The organism is Kitasatospora sp. NPDC086009, from assembly GCF_044540385.1.
Lineage (GTDB): Bacteria > Actinomycetota > Actinomycetes > Streptomycetales > Streptomycetaceae > Kitasatospora.
The window spans coordinates 1-17,242 of the sequence record NZ_JBITSA010000004.1 but is presented as its reverse complement, the minus strand read 5'-3'; the positions used below and the strand labels follow the sequence as shown (position 1 = coordinate 17,242).

Below are 17,242 nucleotides of genomic sequence, written 5' to 3'. Positions count from 1 at the left end.
GCGGCGTCTGTGCCGGGGCGACCACCCGGTCACCCGGTGCCACGAGTCCTTCGTGCGCGATATTTCGTGGTGGCGAGATTCGTCCGGCGAGGAGGCGGGAGACCATGGTGAGCTGCTGCTCCGCAAAGATCCCGCCGGGAGGCCCTGCCTCCATCCCCTTTCGACAACGTCCTTTTCAGGCAGGGGTGTTGGTTCCCTCCACCGGCATCCGCCTGAAAGGATGCCGATATGACCCATCACCCCGCGGAGCACCGCTACACGTCCATGTCCTACCGGCGGGCCGGCCGCAGCGGTGTGCTGCTCCCCGCCGTCTCGCTCGGCCTGTGGCACAACTTCGGTGACACCCAGCCGCTGGAGGTGCAGCGCGCGGTGCTGCGCCGGGCCTTCGACCGCGGTGTCACGCACTTCGACCTGGCGAACAACTACGGCCCGCCGTACGGCAGCGCGGAACGCAACTTCGGTCTTCTCTTCGCCCAGGACTTCAAGCCGTACCGGGACGAGCTGTTCATCGCGTCGAAGGCGGGCTACGACATGTGGCCGGGTCCGTACGGCGTCGGCGGGTCGCGCAAGTACCTGCTGGCGAGCCTGGACCAGTCGCTGGAGCGGATGGGTCTGGACTACGTCGACGTCTTCTACTCGCACCGCTACGACCCCGCGACGCCGCTGGAGGAGACGATGGGGGCGCTCGACCGGGCGGTGCGCTCCGGCCGGGCCCTGTACGCGGCGGTCTCCAACTACCCGGCCGCGCAGCACCGCGAGGCCGTGGAGATCCTGCGCGACCTGGGCACTCCGATGCTGATGAACCAGGTCAGGTACTCGATCCTGGACCGCGCCGCCGCCGAGGACGGCCTGCTGGACGCGGTCGGCGAGACGCGGACCAGTCTGATCGCGTTCTCCCCGCTGGCGCAGGGCCTGCTGACGGACCGCTACCTGTCCGGCGAGGTGCCGGCCGGCTCGCGGATGTCGGTCGGCCGCTTCCTCCGCGCGGAGGCGCTGACCGGGGAGAAGCTGGAGCAGCTGCGCTCGCTGAACAAGATCGCCGAGCGGCGCGGCCAGACCCTGGCCCAGCTGGCGCTGTCCTGGGTGCTGCGGGACGAGCGGGTGGTCTCGGTGATCATCGGCGCGTCCAGCACCGCCCAGCTCGACCAGAACCTCGACGCGTTCGACGGCGGTCCGTTGACCGCCGAGGAGCTCGCCGAGATCGACCGGCTCAGTCGCTGACGCCCGCCGCCGGCCGCCCGCGGTGCCGGGCGGCCGGCCGCCGGCGGTGCCGGGTGACCGCCACGGCGGTGCCGGCGGCGGCGAGGAGGATCAGGGCGCCGGCGAGCAGCCACGGCACCTGGGTGAAGTCGTCGGAGCCGGTGGCGGTGACGCCGTTCGCGGTGGCGGTGACGGTGACGTCGCCCCAGCCGGTGGGGGCGCCGGACCAGGCCTCGGTGACCTCGACCTGCTGCCCCGGGAGCAACTCGGCCGGTACGTTGGCCAGTTGCCGACTGGCGGGACCGCCCGCGAACACCCCGCCGACGTGCAGTTCGGCGCGGGGGTCGAGCTTCACGTTCCCGGTGTTGTGCAGGGTGTAGGAGACGGTCGAGTCGGTGCGGCCAGTCCAGGGCACCTGCGGGTTGTGCGCGGCGAACCGGACGTCCTCGACGGCGAGCGCCGGCCGCTCCGCGCCGTCGACGCGCAGGTAGATCCGGGCGCCGACGCCGCGCTGGATGCCGATGAAGGAGCCGGCCGCGGTCGGCACGCGATCGTCGACGGCGACCAGGGCGCCCACGTGGTCCCCGGGCGAGGCGTCGGCGGGCACGGTCAGGGTGAGGCCGACCGGCAGGGCGGAGCGGGCCGGGACGGTGACGACGTCCCGCTCCGGCTTCCCCCAGGCCCCGACGTCGTGCTGGGCCTCCTTGCGGCCGCGCACCGCCAGACCGCCGTCGCGCTCGGTGTTGTAGGCGTCGGCGACGTAGAGGTGCAGGGTCAGCGGGCCGTCGGTGGTGTTGGTGACGACGGCGCGGTCGGTGAAGGTCGCGCCGGGCTGCGCCGAGAGCTGGAACGCCGCGCGCGGTGTGATCACCGAGTCCGCCGGCTTGACCGACCATTCGCCGTTGTCGGCGGCGTGGGCCTGGGTGGGGAGGAGGGCCAGCAGGCCGAGGAGGAGAACGGTGACGACGGGTGCTCTGCGCATGGCGGACCAGCTTTCGGGGTGCCGCGGGCCGGACGCCTGGGGCGTCCGGCCCGCGAGCACGGTCACAGGAGGGTGAGGGTGAGCGTTCCGGAGTAGTTGCCGACAGGGGTGAACTTCGCGATGTCCAGGGACACGGCGGCCCCCGCGGTGAACTCGCCACCGGTCAGCGCGGCGTCGGTGACGGACGCCAGGGTGGCGCCGGCCTTGCCGATGGTCCCGGGGCTGCCCGCCTGGCAGGAGCTCGGGCTGTCGGCCTTGGTGGCGCAGCTGGGGGTCCAGCTCAGCCGTTCGGCGTCGATCCTGCCGCGCGGCCCGGTGAAGTCGGTGACCTTGCCGGTGAGCGACCAGCCGGCGGTGCCGCCGCGGAAGTCCTTCACGGTCACGGTGTTCAGGGAGCCGGTCGAGGGCGCGCCCGAGCCGAAGGCCACCGCCGGGAGGCGGACGGCGTCGGTCGCGGCGGCCATCGAGAGCACGCCGGCGTCGACCGAGGTGCTGATCTGCTGGTCCACCGTGCCGGGGGTGCCGGTACCGGGGTCGGTCGGGTGGGTCGGGTCGGTGGGGTCGGTGGGGCCGGTCGGGTCGGTCGGAGCGCCGGCGACGGCGACCTTCCAGTCCTGGCCGGGGCTGCCGTCGCAGTCCGACTGCACCAGCTTGGCACCGGCCGCCAGGGATCCGCCCTGGAGGTCCAGGCACTTGTTGCTGTGCTTCACGATGATGCGGACCGGACCCTCGGCCGGGCCCTCGAAGCGCCAGCGCTGGTTGTTGCCCGAGCCGCAGTCGTACTGCTTGACCTCGGCGCCGTTGGCGGTCGAGTTGTCCGCCACGTCGAGGCACTTGCCGCTGTGCTGGGCGAGCACCCGGACGTAGCCGTTGTCGTTGTTGGTGAACCGCCACTCGCTGTTCAGTCCGCCGTCACAGGCGCCCTGGACCACCGGCACGTTGTTGTCGGAGAGGCTGTCGGTCACGCTCGCGCAGAGACCGCCGGCCTTGTTGGTGAGCGTGTTGAGGGGGTCGCCGCCGGAGCCGGCCACCCGGCCGGTCGCCGTGTCGATCGAGACCTCGGGGTACCACGGGAGGTCCATCGTGGTGGCGGTCGGGAACTGCAGCGGCAGCCAGACGTAGGTGGAGTCGTTGACCCGGTTCGGGTTGGCCCCCTTGCCCGCCCACCGGTCGCCCAGGTAGAGGAAGGAGGTGGTCTCACTGCCCTCGACCGGCAGCACGAACGCCGTCTGCGAGCCGTGGCCGTAGTTGTCGCCGACGTCCTTCATCTCCGTCCACGGCCCGGTCGGGCTCGGGGCGGTGGCGTACTTCTGCTGGTTCGGGTCCCAGTAGCTGGTACCGGAGGTCAGCATGAAGTACACGTCCCCGCGCTTGAACATCGCCGGAGACTCGCGGTGCTGGCCCGGCCAGGGGTTCGCCGGGACGCCCGTCACCTGGGTGTAGTCGTCGTTCAGCTGATAGATCATCAGGTCGGCGTTGTTGTTCGCCGAGGAGATCATGTACGCCTTGCCCGTGCCCGGGTCCTCGAAGGCGGTGATGTCCCGCGACATGTACTCGTTGCCCTCGGCGTCCTTCGGGCGGAACGAGCCCTTCCACTGGTACTGGCCGTCCACCGTCGAGGAGACCGCCACGGCCGCCCGGGCCTCGCCGTAGGAGTCGTCGGCCTCCTTGTGCATCCACATGACGAACTGCTTCGTCTTGGCGTTGTACAGGACCTTCGGACGCTCGATCAGCGCGTCCTTCAGCTCCGGGTCGGTCTCCTGGGTGAGCACGTGGCCCCGGGGCTCCCAGGTCTTCAGGTCCGTGGAGCGGTACGCCGACACGTAGCGGAACTTGTTGTCCTCGCCGCGGTCCTCACCGAACCAGTAGTAGTAGGCGTCGACCTTGATCACGCCGCCACCGTGTGCCTGCACCCCCGCTCCGGTGGTGTCCGGGAACTGGGTGCCTGCGGTGGCGGTGACCGGCGCGGCCTGGGCCGGTGACGGCCCCGCGATCACAGCCAGGAGCAGGCCGAGAAGGCCTGCGAGAACGGATCCCACTCTTTTCATACGGGTTCCTCGACGTCGTCCGCGCTCGTCCTGACCTCCGGGTCCAGCCACCGGAGCTCCGTTCACTACTGAACAGAAACAAACGTGATTACGCGGAATTCAACAGATGGGGGACCCTCAGGCTTGCCGAGTGCGCCCAACAAGTCAACACGTCGAAACATTACTGATACCTGGTGGCCATACTTCGGTGACTCCGCGGCCGCGATCACCAGCTCTCACCAGCGATCACCAGCTCTCGCCGGCCGTGTCCGCCCGTGGCATCGCGGCAGCTCGGTCGCGCGGAACGGACCCGTCCACCGGCACGGCGTCGGCACCGGTGAGTGCGGCACGGGTAGTGCCGAGCTTCTTCAGGACGCTGGCGACGTGGTGTTCGACCGTGCGCGGTGAGAGGAACAGCGCGGCGGCGATGTCGTTGTTGCTGGCCCCTTCGGCGAGCAGCCCGGCGACCTGCCGCTCGCGCGGCGAGAGCGCGCCGCCGTAGCCGGCCCGGCCGCGGGGATTGCTGCGGCCCCCACCGGCCGGCCGGCCCCTGGCCCCCGCCGTGTTCCGTCTCCGCCATGCCGTACTCCCGGCGCCGCTGACCGCCCCACCGGGTCGGTGACGACGGTCGGGCCGCTGAACACCTCCAAAGTACAGCCGCCGCCGGACGCGGTCGCTCCTGCTCCGTCAGGGGACGGCGACCGGCTCGGGGGCCTCGTTCCTACTGCGTCAGGGGACGGCGACCAGCTCGGGGGCCTCGTTCCAGAACGAGGGGCGCGGCATCTCGACGACCCGGCACCCGGCCTCCTCCAGCCTGCGGACGGCCGCGCCGGCCTCCGCGTCGTCCAGGGAGAACACGAAGGGTCCGGGGATCAGCACGGTGGTGCACAGACCCTCCTCGACGGCGCGGGTCAGATCGGCCAGCGCCGTCAGGTCGTCGGTCGAGCGCCGGCCGTTGTCCATGAAGACGGTCGCGTCGCCCAGCCCGGATTCGGCGGAGTAGCGGGCGAGGATCCGCCAGTAGTCCAGCAGGTACACCGTGTCGTACGGGTAGCAGCGCAGGTAGATGGCGGTGGAGCGGCTCGCGACCGGCCGGATGCGGTGGGTCATGGTGTTCTTCCCTCTCGGACGTCGCCCGCTCACTGCGCGGGCGGTACTCCTGGATCCAGCAAAGGTCGGAGGCGGGGGCGGGGTCCAGCGCCGAGGCCACCCAACTTCACCCGAGTGCGCCGAACCGTAGGTACCCGCCCCCGGAGTCATGGGTAGTCGGGGGCGTCCCGGGCCCGCGGGTCCGTACGTCCGTGACCGGGTGCGCGGGGGCGGCGGAGCCGCCTCCTCCCGCGTCGGATCACGATCGGGTAACAGGGCGGGACGGCGGCGCCGATCCCGACTCCAAGGTTCACAACGCCTCCGGGAGCGGCGGGCTCGCGGGCCGTCCGCGACCGCCGCCGGTCGACCTCACCGAGGACCCTCATGTCACCTTCCCTCGCCTCACTCACCGACGCGGAGCTCGGCGAGCTCCTGCTCTCCGGCTCCGCCCGGCGGACCGCCACCCGGGAGCTGACCCGCCGCTACGGCGACCTGGTGCTCGCCTACGCGGGCACGCTGTGCGCGACCCCCCGGGAGGCGCACGGCCTCGCGGCGGAGGTCCTCGACCGGGCGCTCGACGCCCCGCACCGGGACCGGCTCCCCGGTGGCTCCTGGAGCTGCCTGCTACTCGGCGAGGCGCGCCTGGTCGCCGCCGGGTGGGCCGCCGCGGGGCGGGGCGACGACCTGTCACCGGGCTTCCTCGCCTGGCTGTCCGTGCGCCGGGCACCGCAGCAGGACCCCCGTGACGTCGTCGCCACCGTCGAGGGGAGCAGTCCGCTGCTGGCTGCGCTGGGGCAGCTCCCGGACCTCCCCGCCATGGAACTGTGGCGCGCCCTCGCGGCGGACCCGGCCACGGTCCCGGCTCCCGCGCCGGCGGCCCGCCGAAAGCTCGCCGACGCGTACATCCGGGCGCACGCCCTCGGGGCGCCCGAGCGGCAGTGCCGGCACCTCGCGGCCCTGCTGGGCGAGACGGCCGCGACCGACGCGCCGACTCCCGTCGAACTCGCCGCCCATCTGCCGCTCTGCGACCGCTGTCACCGGGCGATGACCGACCTGCGGGCCGTCCGCCGCTGGGAGGCCGGTCACCTGAGCGAGGGCCTGCTGGCCCGGTTCCGCCCGGTGTCCGCCGATCACCGGGCGGCCACTGCCCCGGTGGGCCCCGGGCCGGACCACATGCGGGTGGCGCCCCGGGAGGAGCCGTCGGTGGAGATCGTCATCGGCCCCGCCCACCGCCGGCCCGGACCGAACCGCCACCTCGCCCGCCGGCGCCTCGCGATCGGCGCCGCGGGCATCGGCACGGTCGCGCTGGCCCTCGGGCTGGCGATGGCCGAACCGCCGTCGAGCCGGGTCACCGGGTCGCCGACGCCCGACGGGACCTCGGCCACCGTCCTGGACACGATCGCGCCGGACCCGACGGGTCCGAGTGCCGCACCGGTGCCCCCGGCCCGCGAGTCGCCGTCGGCCCGGCCCACCGCGGCACCGACCCCGAGCAGGTCCAGGACCGTACCGGCGACGCCCTCGTCCGCCCCCGCGCTCGCTCCCCCGACGACCGCCCCCGGGCCGACGGGGGGCCGGCCGACGACCGCCGGCGCACCGGCCCCGGTGAGCACGCCCAGCACACCGGCCGCGGCACCGACGCCACCGGTCGCCCCGGCCCCGACCGCCTCGCCGTCCGCCCCGACGCCACCGCCCGCCCGGCCGCTCCGACGGGGCGACAGCGGGCCGGAGGTGACGACACTGCAGCGACTGCTGATCAGGGCCGGGTGCACGCCGGAGCCGGGATTCGTGCAGGGACGCTTCGACGCCGTCACCGAGCGCATGCTGACCGGATTCCAGCAGGCCGCCGGCATCCGCGGCGACGAGCGCAGCTTCTCCGTCTTCGGCGACCGGACCAGGGCCGCCCTCGAACAGCCGGCCGCCGGGCCCCGGTGCCGGCCCGGGCCGGCGGCCCAGGGCTGACGGCCGGTGGCCCGGGGCCCGGCGGCGCCGCTCACCGCCGCCTGCGCCGGCCGGTCCCCCGGTGACGGCGGCGGACCACCCCGCCGACGCACGCGAGGGCGGTGAACGCGGTCGCGCCGCCGATCCACTCGGCGGTGGGCGACGGCTCCTCGGCCGGGGCGGCCGTCGTCCCGACGGAGACCGGCAGCGCGGCCTCGGCCTCGGCGCGGGTCATCGCGTCGTCCGGCTCCGGCGACGACTGCGAGGCGGGGGCCGCCGTTTCGCCGGAGGGCGTCGGGCTCGGGGTCGCCGTCGGAGCGGCGGTGGGCGAGGGCGAGGGCTTCGGCGAGGCCGTCGGAGCGGGTGCGGACGGCGCAGCGGTGACGGATTCCGGCGGTGGCGTGGTCCTCGCCACCGGGGAGGGCGGCGCGGCGGCGCCCGCGGTCACGTCCGTGATCGAGACGTCGTCGACGTACAGGACGGCGTCGGGGCCGCCGACGGAGTGCGTCACCTTCTTCTCCGGCCGCCAGGTCGGGCGGTAGATCCCGATCCGGAAGTGCGGTGCCTCCCCTCGGTGGTAGTTGTTCTCCCCGGTGTGCGATCCGACCTTCACGCCGTCCCGGACCACCACGACGGAGCCGGGCGACGACGGGGTCGACCAGGTGATGTCGACGACCCACCGGTTCCAGTGGCCGAACTGCACCGTCCCGAGCGGGACGACCGTCTCCCGGACCTCGACCCCCTCCAGCCAGTGCACCTTCAGCAGCCAGGCCTGGCCGTTCAACGAGAGTGCGACGACGGGCTTCACCCCGTCGTTGTCGTCCCCCTGCGTGCTGAACCACTGGGCGACGATGGTGCCGAAGTCCTCACGGGGCCAGTCGTTCGGCAGGTAGTTGCCGAAGGAGAAGCGATGACTTCCCGCACCGAGGTTCTTCATCACCAGCTCGGTCTTGAACGAGCGCCCGTCGTTGGGCACGTTGAACCGCGCGGCCCGTCCCGAGCCGCCGGCCGGCGCGGGGACGGCGGAGACCCGGCCGAAGCCGTTGAGCGCCATGTAGGGCCAGCCGTCGGAGGATTCGAAATCGTAGGCCACCGACGCGGCGGCGGCCTCCGGCGCACCGACGAGGCCGACGGCCACCAGGGCCGTGAGCACGGCACCGGCCAGATTCGGACGAGATAGCACGATGATTCCTGTCCTGTCAGGGCGTTCGACGTTGTCCGTCCCGGGGACGGCTCGGGGCCGTCCCCGGGCGGGCCTCCCCGTGGGCGGGTACGGCACGGCCGGGCCGGCGGCGCGCGCGGGAGGGCGCCGCCGGCCCGGGTTCCACGGCGTCACGCCGCGGGTGCCGCGACCGCGCCGCTAGCCGTGCCGGGCCGCCCGGCGGCGGCGCAGGAGCACCAGGACACCGGTGCCCGCGGCGAGGGTGGCGACGCCGGCCCCGGTGATCAGCGCCTGGTGGTCACCGCCGCCCGTCTGGGCCAGGTTCCGCTCCACGGCGTCCGCCGTGGTCTTCGCCTGGACGACCGCCGCCGGCTGGATCCTCAGCGGCGCGATGGTCGGGTTGTCGATGGGCACCGGAAGCGGCAGCGGGCCGTCGCCCACCGGATCGGCGGACGCGGACGGCGCTGACGCGGACGGCGCGGGCGCCGGGGCGGAGGACGAGGTGGACGGCGTCGTGGGACGGGCCGTCACCGCGGGAGTGGTGGCCGGGGCGGTGACGGTCGGGACGGCGACGGTCGGCGTGGGCGAGGGCGCGTGGGTCGGCGAGCCGGTCGGGCGGCTGGGGGCGGCCGTGGGCGTCGCGGAAACGGTCGGAGTCACCACGGGGCTCGGGGCGGGAGCCGGGGCGGTGGGCGCCGCACTGCTGGGCGCCGGGGTGGCCGTCCGCGACGGCGTGACCGCGGGAACCGTGGGCGGCGCGGTGACGGTGGGCGGCGCGGTGGCGGGGCGCGACGCCGTCGCGGAGGGCGACGGCACCCGGGTGGGGGACGCCGTGGCGACCGGTGCCGGCGCCTTGATCCGGAATCCCGCGCACCCCACCCCGCAGGCACAACCGTAACTGCCGCGGTCCACCGGCTGCCCGGTCGCGTCGTCGAGCTGCGCGGCGAAGAGCACCGGAGCCACGCCGGCCCTGCCGACCGGCGCCTGGGCGGAGAAGGAGACCCGGACCCTGAGGGCGAGGGACTTGCCCTTCCGGACCGCCACGAGCGCGTCGTCCGCGACGTTGTCGCCGTCCCTGCCGCCGAGCACCACCAGCACGCCGTCGTCCACGCCCTCGCTGCCCGGGGCCTGTGAGCCCCTGAGCCAGTCGGTGCGCCCCGGCAGCTGGTACTCGACCCTGAGGTCGGCCGTGCGGAGGTCACCGGTCACGTTCTTGAACTTCAGCAGCGGGAAAGCCACGAAGTCGTGCGCCGACGGATTCGCGATCGTGTAGCCGAACTCCTCTGCCGCACCACCGACTTCGAAGTCCTTCGGGACACCGGACACCGACGGCTCCAGTCCTCGTTGCAGCGAGCCGTCGAGGCGCGGGGCGGAGGCCGACGGACCTGCCGGGGAGGCGCTCGCCGAGGCCGCTCCGGGCGACGGCGTGCCGGGCGCTGCCGTACCGGCGGCGCCCGCTGTCGCGAGCGGGAGCGTGGAGAGGACGAGTGTGGTGGTACCGGCGAGGATCAGACTGCGGCGGGTGGACAAGTGATCACCTTCTGGCGAGCGCGGAGGAACCTGACACCGTGTCGATGTCTGCCGGTATGGAGACGGGGGCCGCGAACCCGTCCCGCGGGTATGCCGATCCGTTACCTCGCACCCGGTCCGGGTGCCTGCGCCCGCCGGTGATCAGGCCTCGGACAGCCGGCCCGGGCGGGTCCGCGGCTGCGCGGTGTTCTCCTCGACCCAGGCGCGCAGCATGCTCAGCGGGACGGCGGCGCTGCGGCCCAGCTCGGTGAGCGCGTACTCCACGTGCAGCGGTACCGCCGGGTAGACGGTCCGGGTCAGCAGTGCCGCGTCCTCCAGCCGGCGCAGGGTCTGGGTGAGCACCTTGGGGCTGACCCCCTGGAGGCGCCGCTGCAGTTCGCCGAAGCGCTGCGGCCCCTGGCCGAGGGCCCCGATCGCCAGCGCCGACCACTTGTTCGCCAGCAGGTCGAGCATGGCCCGGCAGGGGCACTGCGCCGCGTAGACGTCATGCCGGTCGTGCTGTCCGGTCACGCATTCCGACACCTTGAACCACTCCTCACCAGGACACTTCCCATCAGGAAGCAGTAGACCTTGCGGGTAACTATATGCCGCTGGATAGCGTCGAGGGCATCAGCAGGGCGGGCCCACCGAGGGCCTCCCGCCGTTCTCTTCCTACGGAGTCGATCATGTCCGTGAACTCGATGCGCGCGGTGACGCAGGACCGCTTCGGCGGCCCGGAGGTACTGAAGGTCGAGCGGGTGCCGCGCCCCGAACCACTGCCGACGGAGGTACTGGTCCGGGTCCGGGCCGCCGGCGTCAACCCGGTGGACTGGAAGACCCGGGCCGGCGGCGGGATGGCCGGGGTGCTGGGTGAGCCCCCCTTCGTCCTCGGCTGGGACGTGTCCGGTGTGGTGGAGGAGGTCGGCTTCGGGGTGAGCACGCTGCGGCCCGGCGACGAGGTCTACGGGATGCCGTGGTTCCCCCGGGCCGCCGGCGGCTACGCGGAGTTCGTCACCGCGCCGGCCCGCCAGTTCGCCCGCAAGCCCGCGACGCTGAGCCACGTCCAGGCCGCGGCCGCCCCCCTGGCGGCCCTCACCGCCTGGCAGGCCCTGGTGGACACCGCCGGGATCCGGCCCGGTCAGCGGGTCCTGGTCCATGCCGCCGCCGGCGGCGTCGGGCACTTCGCGGTGCAGATCGCCAAGCACCTGGGCGCCGAGGTGATCGGCACCGCCCGCGGCGGACGGCACGAGTGGCTGACCGGGCTGGGAGCGGACCGGCTCGTCGACTACACCACCACCCGGTTCGAGGACGTCGTGACCGACGTCGACGTGGTCCTCGACCTGGTCGGTGACGAGCACGACGGCACCAGCACGCGCTCGCTGCGGACGCTGCGCCCCGGTGGCCTGCTGGTCGCCGTCCCCTCCGGGGTCTCCGCCGAGCTGCACGCCGCCGCGGCGGAGCTCGGGGTCCGCAGCAGCGCCTTCCTGGTCGAGCCCGACGGCACGGGCCTGACCCAGCTCGCCGAACTCATCGACGGCGGTGCGCTGGCCGTCGAGGTCGAGCAGGTCTTCGGCCTGGCGGAGGCCGCGCTGGCCCACGCCCAGGGCGAGACCGGCCGCACCCGCGGCAAGCTCGTCCTGGACCTCAGCTCCTGAGCCGTCGCCGGACCCGCCGCCCACCGACCCCCCTTTCCCAGGAGCACCCGCGATGTTCTACGAGATCCGCCACTACCGCACCAAGCCCGGTCGGCGGGAAGAATGGCTGCGCTTCATGGAGCGGACCGTCATCCCCTTCCAGAGCTCGAAGGGGATGGTGATCACCGCGTCCTTCGTCGACGAGGAGCACCCCGACGGCTACGTCTGGATCCGCCGCTTCGAGGACGAGGCGCACCGCGTCGAGGCGTACGCGGCCGTCTACGAGAGCGACCGCTGGGTCGCCGAACTCGGCCCGGCCGTGGCCGACCTGCTCTTCCTCGACAAGTCCGTGGTCACCCGGGTCGTGCCGACGCCCCGGTCCCTGCTGCGCTGACGGATGTCCCCCGGGCGTGCTGCCCGAACGCCCGGGGAACGGTCACAGCTGGAACGCCACCTTGCCGTTGCACGCGGCGTCCGCGCCGCACGACTGGGGGTAGAGGCGGAACAGGTCCTCGGCGGCCCCCGTGCCCGCGGCGCCGACGAGCTGACCGGACTGGCGCTGCTGGAGGCCCGTCCCGCCGCCGGGCAGGCTCACCGTCTGCCAGACCTGGCCGGGGCCGCTGCCGCACGGGTGCTGCACGACCTGCGCGGCGGCGCCACCGGTCGAGTCGAGGCAGCCGCCGTTCCCGGCGCTGATCACGGAGTACCCGGTGCCCGACGGCTGGGGCCGCAGGTACCAGCTCTGGGTGTTCCCGGCGGCGCAGGCGTCGCGGTACGGCAGTTCTTCGTCGACCGTGTCGACGTCCTCGGCGTCCACGCAGCTGTTCAGCGCCGGCAGCCGCAGCCGCACCACCCGGTCCCCCGGCGCGGGGGTCGGGCCGTTGGCGTCGGTGTAGACCCCGGCCGACAGGCCGCCGCCCGTTCCCTTCGACGCCGTGGACTTCGTGACCGGCGCGGAGGCCCGGGCGGTGGCGCTCGCCCGGTCCGCCGCCGACGGGGTGCCGGCGGTAGCGGGACCGGTAAGCGGGGAGGCCGGGCCCGAGACCGGGGCGGCCGGGGTCGGCGTCGGGCCGGCCGGCGTCTGAGTCGGGGCGGAGTCGGCGGTCGGCGGTGCCTCGGCGGCCGCGGTGCCGAGCGGGGCGGCCGCCCCGATCCGCGCCTGCGGCGGTGAGGACGCGCCCGGCCGGGAGCCGACCGGGCCGGAGCCGGTGGCGATGGTGACCAGCACCGCGGTCGCGGCGACCCCGGCCACCGCCGCACCGATCGCCGCCTTCGCCCCGACCCCGGTGCCGGCCCCGTGCCCTGCGGCGGCCAGCGCGCCGCCGCCTGAGCCCAGCGGGTGACCGCCGTCCCACAGGACGAAGAAGCCGAGCCCCACCGCCCGCAGGCGCCCGTTGACGTCCCGCATCTCGGCCAGGCACGAGCGGCAGTCGGCACACTCGTCGAGGTGGCGGGCCAACCTCTTGGTGGTCCGCTTCGACGGGCGCTGGGCCAGGCCCGCAATCTCCTGGGAGTGCGCCGCGCAGTCGGGGGACGCGGCGCGGCGGACGTGCGCCACCAGGTAGGCCTCCCGCAGCCCCTCACGGGCGCGGAAGGCCAGCGAGGAGACGCCACTGGGGGTGAGACCGAGCAGCGGTGCGATCTCCTCCGGCGGCCGCTGTTCGATGACGGTGTGCCAGAGCACCGTGCGCCAGCGCTCCGGCAGCGACCGGTACGCCTCGGCGACCAACTGCCGCTCGGCGGTGGCCGCGAAGAGCTCGTCGGGCGAGAGCACCTGCTCCTGCCGGTCGGCCCAGTCGCCGAAGTCCGAGGTGAGCAGGGTGCGCCGGTCGGCCGTCGACCAGGCCATCGCCGTGTTGCGGACCACGGCCAGCAGGTACGGGCGCCAGTTCTCGTCCGGCCCCGCGCCCGTCCGCACCGCCGCGAGGGTCCGGGCGAAGGCCTCGCTCGCCAGGTCCTCCGCGCTCTCGGCGCGGCCGGTGACGATCCGCGCGTAGTGCAGGGCCGCCCGGTGGTGGCGCTCGTAGAGTTCCGCGACCACCCGGTCGTCGCCGCCCCGCAGCCGCGCCGTCAGCCGGGCGTCGCTCTCGGCGGCCGGGTCGTCCGCGCCGGGCTCCTCCGCTGTGTCGGGTTCGGACGTCGGTGGCTGGTCCGCGAGCGCGGCGAGCGGGCGTGAGCGGCGTGGCATGAGGGTCCCTTCGGGGTGAGCACGGCAGTTCCCGGCGCCGGGGAGGGGGCGACCCCGGGGCCTGTTTCGCTCCGGGGCGCCCGCCGGGGCCGCGGCGACGGAGGGGATGCATGCGGAGTCGGTTTCGGTCGGATCGGTCACGGAGTCGAAATCGGTCACGGAGTCGGATCGGTCACGGGCGCGCGCCCGCGCCGGGGGGGGTACCGCGTACGACAGTGCATCCGCCTCACCGGGGGCTCGGCACGCGCCGCGGTCGAGGAGGCCGCCCGAGGGCGACGGTCGGTGGGCCACCGAAGGCCCGGGCGGGAGCGTCCGCGATCACTGGACAGCCCAAAGCGGAATCGTATATCTGACACCCCTTCGGAGCTACAGCACCCCAGCAGGGGGCCAAACTACCGAAAGGCCGCACGAAATCGTATACCTGATGCCTCTTCGGAACTGCGCCCCCACCCCCGGCGGCCCTACGTCACCGCGGGTCCGTGGCGGTGGGACTGCCCACCGGAGGCTCCGGAGTCGACGGGGGTGTGCCGACCGGACTGGGCGGGGCCGACGACGGTACCACCACCACCGGCACGGACGGGCTCGCCGGCACCAGGGTGGTCGGCGGCGTGGGCGGCGGCTCCGAGGCCGGCCGGCGCGTCCCGGTGGGAGTCGGCCCGGGCGAGGTCCGGCCCGCCCGGGGCTCGGTCGGGCCATCGGACGCCGGACCGCCGGACGGGGGGCCGGTGGGTGCCCCGGATCCGGACGCCTGCGGCCCCGTGGCCACCGGGGCCGCGGAGGTCCGCCCGGTCGCGGACGGCTTCGGGCTGCCGGGCCCGGTCGGCCCCGCACCGGCGAGCCCCTTCGCCGGCCCCGCCGTCCCGCTCTCCCCCGCCCCGCCGCCCGCCGTGCTCCTCACCGCGGGAACGGCCGGATTCGCTGTCGGGCCGGGCGGGGCCTCCGAGGTGCTGGCACCGGGCACCGAGGCCGTACCCGATCTGGGTGCCTCCCGGCCCTCCTGCTGGATGGCCACGGTGCCGCCGACCAGCGCGGCGGCCGAGAGCGCCAGGCTCCACCACGGGACGCGGCGCGAGTCGCGGCCCGGGCCGACGACCGGGGCCGATGACAGGGCCGGCCGTTCGGCGCGGGCCACGGTGCGGACGCGTTCGAGGACGACCGTGGGTTCGTCGTCGCCTCCGTACATCGCCCCCGGCCGCGGTGGGCGCCCGCCGACGGAACAGGAGGGACAGGACGGCGCGGGTGCCCCGGGCGGCGGGGAGGACGGCCCGTCCACGCCGCCCTGCCGAGCGGCCAGGTACCGACAGGTCCGGACCGCGACGGCGACCGCGCGGGCGCGGCGGACGTCCGCGGAGTCGTCCTGGAGCGCGGTCCCGGCGGCGGCCGAGGACGGCAGCTCCCGCTGTCCGGCCGCCCGCACCACGGCCCGCAGGATCTCCCGCCGGCACTCCTCGGGCAGCGACGGCAGCGCGTCCGCGGCCGCCTGTTCGCCTGACTGGGGCAGCCGGCCGCGAGGCTCGAAGGCGGTCCAGGGCGCTGAGGGCTCTCTCACTGTTCTCCTTGCGTGCGACTCGGCAGGCGACCGTCCACCTGCGGCGGTCGTGAGGGGTGGAGCGCCGTCGCCCCCGACCGTCCCGGGGGTTTACCGAAGCGTTACCGCCGGCTTTCGGACCGGGCGGCCCGGGCGCGACCGATCCGGATCCGGGCTCGCCCGGCGAAACCCCGGCTGAGCCGCGGGGCTTGCCACCTGGCTGCCCGTCCCGTCCGCCCCGCCACCGGTCGCACGTCACAAGCTGGTCTCGACCCCGCCGCACCCTTGACGTGGTTTCCGAAACAGAGGTGTCATATCCCCATCGCGTTCGGAAGTGTTTGTTTCTGGCAGTCTACGTTCGATTGACTGGCCAAGGCGGGGCTCCCGGCCTCAAACCACCACCCGGTCGGCGCACCGCCGCACTCCACCGCTCGCATTCCACCAGCATGTGCACGACTGCCCGACTCCCTCGCACCCGTTCCGTCCCTGCGGCTGGTGCGCCCTCGAAGGAGCTCCCCCATGTTCCGTCCCACCAGCCGCGCCGCCGCAGCAGCCGGCCTTCTCCTCACTCTGGGCCTGGCCACCGCCTGTTCGACCGGTCAGGAGTCCGTGAAGTCGGGCGACGCCTCGGTGGCGCCGGTCTCCGGGAAGATCTCGATCACCTACCTGCAGAAGCAGGGCGACCAGGAGTACTTCGTCGGGGAGGCGGCGGGCGCGAAGGCGAAGGCCGCGGAGCTGGGGGTCGACCTGAAGGTCGTCAACCTCGGCAACGACGCGAACAAGACCATCAGCGAGGTGCAGTCCGCGGTCGCGCAGAAGACCAACGGTGTGATCATCGTGGTGCCGGACCCGGCGGTGGGGCCGCAGGTCGTGCAGACCGCGCGGGACGCCAAGGTGGCGCTGCTGACCTCGGACGACCAGATCTGCGCCAGTGGTCCGGACCCGGCGGCGTGCTCGAAGGACGACCTGGTGTCGCGGATCGGCTTCTCCGGGCTGCAGATGGGCGGCGAGGTCGGCAAGCGGGCCGGTGAGGAGTTCAAGAAGGCGGGCTGGAACCCGGCGGAGACCCGGGTGATCTCGGCGTGGAAGCAGGACGTGACGGTCTGCGGTGACCGGGTGAAGGGCGCGAAGGAGGCGTTCGCGGCCGCGGTGCCGGGGGTGCAGAACATCGACGTGGCGACGGACAACACGCCGACGGGCGCGCAGGACAAGATCGCGGCGACGGTGACGGCCAACCCGGGTGTGAAGAACTGGGTGCTGTGGGGCTGCAACGACGAGAACGTGCAGGGCGGGGTGACGGCGCTGCAGAACGCGGGCATCTCCGCGGACCACGTGATCGGGGTGGGTCTGGGCGCGTACCTGGCGTGCAAGGACTGGAGCGGCGGCAAGCCGACCGGGATGAAGGCCGCGCTGTTCATCAACGGCAAGGACGTCGGCGCGCTGGCCGTGCAGACCATGTACGACAAGCTCAAGAACAGCAAGGACTTCCCGAAGGAGGCCTTCGCGCCCACCACCATGGTCGACGCCACGACCTGGCAGAGCGCCGGAGTCACCTGCAGCTGACCCCGTTCGGGCCGCATCCCCCGGCCTGACGCAGCGTTCCCCGGCCCGGCCCCTGCACCGCCGGGCCGGGGACGCCCCGCCGGCCGGACCGCCCGAAGCTCCCCCACCCGGTCCGCCACCGACCGCGTCCCACCGGCCGCGGACCTTCCCGACCCTCCCGCACGACCTCAAGGTGACCCCGATGAGCCCAGCCCCTGCCGTGAACCCGGAACCCCGCCCGCCCACTGCCGAGCCCGCCGCCGGGAGCGTCGGTGTCCATCAGGTCACCAAGCGGTTCGGTGCGGTCCAGGCCCTCGGTGGCGTGACCCTCGACTTCCCGGCCGGTCAGGTGACCGCGTTGATGGGGGAGAACGGGGCGGGCAAGTCGACCCTGCTGAAGATCCTGACCGGTGACCACCAGCCGACCGAGGGCCACGTCGTCC

13 protein-coding genes and 2 pseudogenes are annotated in these 17,242 nt (G+C 74.1%); 6 read left to right on the top strand and 9 right to left on the bottom strand.

Translation table 11 applies throughout. The features are described from left to right. The first annotated feature begins 228 nt into the window (after positions 1-228). Positions 229-1,221, top strand: a complete 993-nt coding sequence (locus ACIF6L_RS12005) for an aldo/keto reductase (RefSeq protein WP_396489450.1) — start codon at positions 229-231, stop codon at positions 1,219-1,221. Here the strand turns inward: ACIF6L_RS12005 and ACIF6L_RS12000 are convergent. The 5 genes and pseudogenes from ACIF6L_RS12000 to ACIF6L_RS11980 form a co-directional block, all read right to left on the bottom strand. Beyond that, a complete protein-coding gene (locus tag ACIF6L_RS12000) occupies positions 1,211-2,182 on the bottom strand; it encodes a DUF916 domain-containing protein (protein ID WP_396489452.1) in 972 nt (323 codons plus the stop codon). The genes ACIF6L_RS12005 and ACIF6L_RS12000 overlap by 11 nt on opposite strands. A 62-nt stretch (positions 2,183-2,244) precedes the next feature. Continuing rightward, positions 2,245-2,757: pseudogene (locus ACIF6L_RS11995) on the bottom strand (WxL domain-containing protein); the annotation flags it as partial. Between the two features lie 30 nt (positions 2,758-2,787). Continuing rightward, a pseudogene (locus tag ACIF6L_RS11990) lies at positions 2,788-4,230 on the bottom strand (RICIN domain-containing protein); the annotation flags it as partial. A 225-nt stretch (positions 4,231-4,455) separates the two neighbouring features. Next, positions 4,456-4,866, bottom strand: a complete 411-nt coding sequence (locus tag ACIF6L_RS11985; protein WP_396489481.1) for a helix-turn-helix transcriptional regulator — start codon at positions 4,864-4,866, stop codon at positions 4,456-4,458. Positions 4,867-4,938: 72 nt separating this feature from the next. Beyond that, positions 4,939-5,319 carry a hypothetical protein gene (locus tag ACIF6L_RS11980; protein ID WP_396489454.1) on the bottom strand — a complete coding sequence of 127 codons (381 nt, stop codon included), beginning with the start codon at positions 5,317-5,319 and terminating at the stop codon, positions 4,939-4,941. A gap of 363 nt (positions 5,320-5,682) precedes the next feature. Here ACIF6L_RS11980 and ACIF6L_RS11975 point away from each other — a divergent pair, with 363 nt between their 5' ends. Further along, on the top strand, positions 5,683-7,257 hold the full coding sequence (locus ACIF6L_RS11975; protein ID WP_396489456.1) for a peptidoglycan-binding protein: 1,575 nt from the start codon (positions 5,683-5,685) through the stop codon (positions 7,255-7,257). A gap of 31 nt (positions 7,258-7,288) precedes the next feature. Here ACIF6L_RS11975 and ACIF6L_RS11970 read toward each other — a convergent pair whose 3' ends face one another. The 3 genes from ACIF6L_RS11970 to ACIF6L_RS11960 form a co-directional block, all read right to left on the bottom strand. Continuing rightward, a complete protein-coding gene (locus ACIF6L_RS11970) occupies positions 7,289-8,419 on the bottom strand; it encodes a heparin lyase I family protein (RefSeq protein WP_396489458.1) in 1,131 nt (376 codons plus the stop codon). A gap of 177 nt (positions 8,420-8,596) precedes the next feature. Beyond that, on the bottom strand, positions 8,597-9,928 hold the full coding sequence (locus ACIF6L_RS11965; RefSeq protein WP_396489460.1) for an LPXTG cell wall anchor domain-containing protein: 1,332 nt from the start codon (positions 9,926-9,928) through the stop codon (positions 8,597-8,599). A gap of 141 nt (positions 9,929-10,069) precedes the next feature. Further along, positions 10,070-10,438, bottom strand: coding sequence for a winged helix-turn-helix transcriptional regulator (locus ACIF6L_RS11960; RefSeq protein ID WP_396489462.1), 369 nt, complete (start codon positions 10,436-10,438; stop codon positions 10,070-10,072). 155 nt (positions 10,439-10,593) lie between these two features. Here ACIF6L_RS11960 and ACIF6L_RS11955 point away from each other — a divergent pair, with 155 nt between their 5' ends. Both ACIF6L_RS11955 and ACIF6L_RS11950 read left to right on the top strand, forming a co-directional pair. Beyond that, entirely contained in the window at positions 10,594-11,562 is a 969-nt protein-coding gene (locus ACIF6L_RS11955; RefSeq protein ID WP_396489464.1) for an NADP-dependent oxidoreductase, read from the top strand. Between the two features lie 52 nt (positions 11,563-11,614). Further along, positions 11,615-11,935 carry an NIPSNAP family protein gene (locus tag ACIF6L_RS11950; protein ID WP_396489465.1) on the top strand — a complete coding sequence of 107 codons (321 nt, stop codon included), beginning with the start codon at positions 11,615-11,617 and terminating at the stop codon, positions 11,933-11,935. A gap of 42 nt (positions 11,936-11,977) precedes the next feature. Here the strand turns inward: ACIF6L_RS11950 and ACIF6L_RS11945 are convergent, their stop codons facing one another. After that, complete coding sequence (locus ACIF6L_RS11945; RefSeq protein ID WP_396489467.1) at positions 11,978-13,729, bottom strand: sigma-70 family RNA polymerase sigma factor; 1,752 nt, start codon at positions 13,727-13,729, stop codon at positions 11,978-11,980. Between the two features lie 2,047 nt (positions 13,730-15,776). Here ACIF6L_RS11945 and ACIF6L_RS11940 point away from each other — a divergent pair. Both ACIF6L_RS11940 and ACIF6L_RS11935 read left to right on the top strand, forming a co-directional pair. Then, complete coding sequence (locus tag ACIF6L_RS11940) at positions 15,777-16,820, top strand: substrate-binding domain-containing protein (RefSeq protein WP_352296330.1); 1,044 nt, start codon at positions 15,777-15,779, stop codon at positions 16,818-16,820. Positions 16,821-17,001: 181 nt separating this feature from the next. Next, a partial coding sequence (locus ACIF6L_RS11935) for an ATP-binding cassette domain-containing protein (RefSeq protein ID WP_396492512.1) occupies positions 17,002-17,242 on the top strand: 241 nt, incomplete at its 3' end.

Excerpts from the sequence above, each read along its gene's own strand:
- ACIF6L_RS11980 (WP_396489454.1), bottom strand. The coding sequence starts at position 5,319 with ATGACCCACCGCATCCGGCCGGTCGCGAGCCGCTCCACCGCCATCTAC.
- ACIF6L_RS11955 (WP_396489464.1), top strand. The coding sequence starts at position 10,594 with ATGTCCGTGAACTCGATGCGCGCGGTGACGCAGGACCGCTTCGGCGGC.
- ACIF6L_RS11975 (WP_396489456.1), top strand. The coding sequence starts at position 5,683 with ATGTCACCTTCCCTCGCCTCACTCACCGACGCGGAGCTCGGCGAGCTC.
- ACIF6L_RS12005 (WP_396489450.1), top strand. The coding sequence starts at position 229 with ATGACCCATCACCCCGCGGAGCACCGCTACACGTCCATGTCCTACCGG.
- ACIF6L_RS12000 (WP_396489452.1), bottom strand. The coding sequence starts at position 2,182 with ATGCGCAGAGCACCCGTCGTCACCGTTCTCCTCCTCGGCCTGCTGGCC.
- ACIF6L_RS11945 (WP_396489467.1), bottom strand. The coding sequence starts at position 13,729 with ATGCCACGCCGCTCACGCCCGCTCGCCGCGCTCGCGGACCAGCCACCG.
- ACIF6L_RS11950 (WP_396489465.1), top strand. The coding sequence starts at position 11,615 with ATGTTCTACGAGATCCGCCACTACCGCACCAAGCCCGGTCGGCGGGAA.
- ACIF6L_RS11940 (WP_352296330.1), top strand. The coding sequence starts at position 15,777 with ATGTTCCGTCCCACCAGCCGCGCCGCCGCAGCAGCCGGCCTTCTCCTC.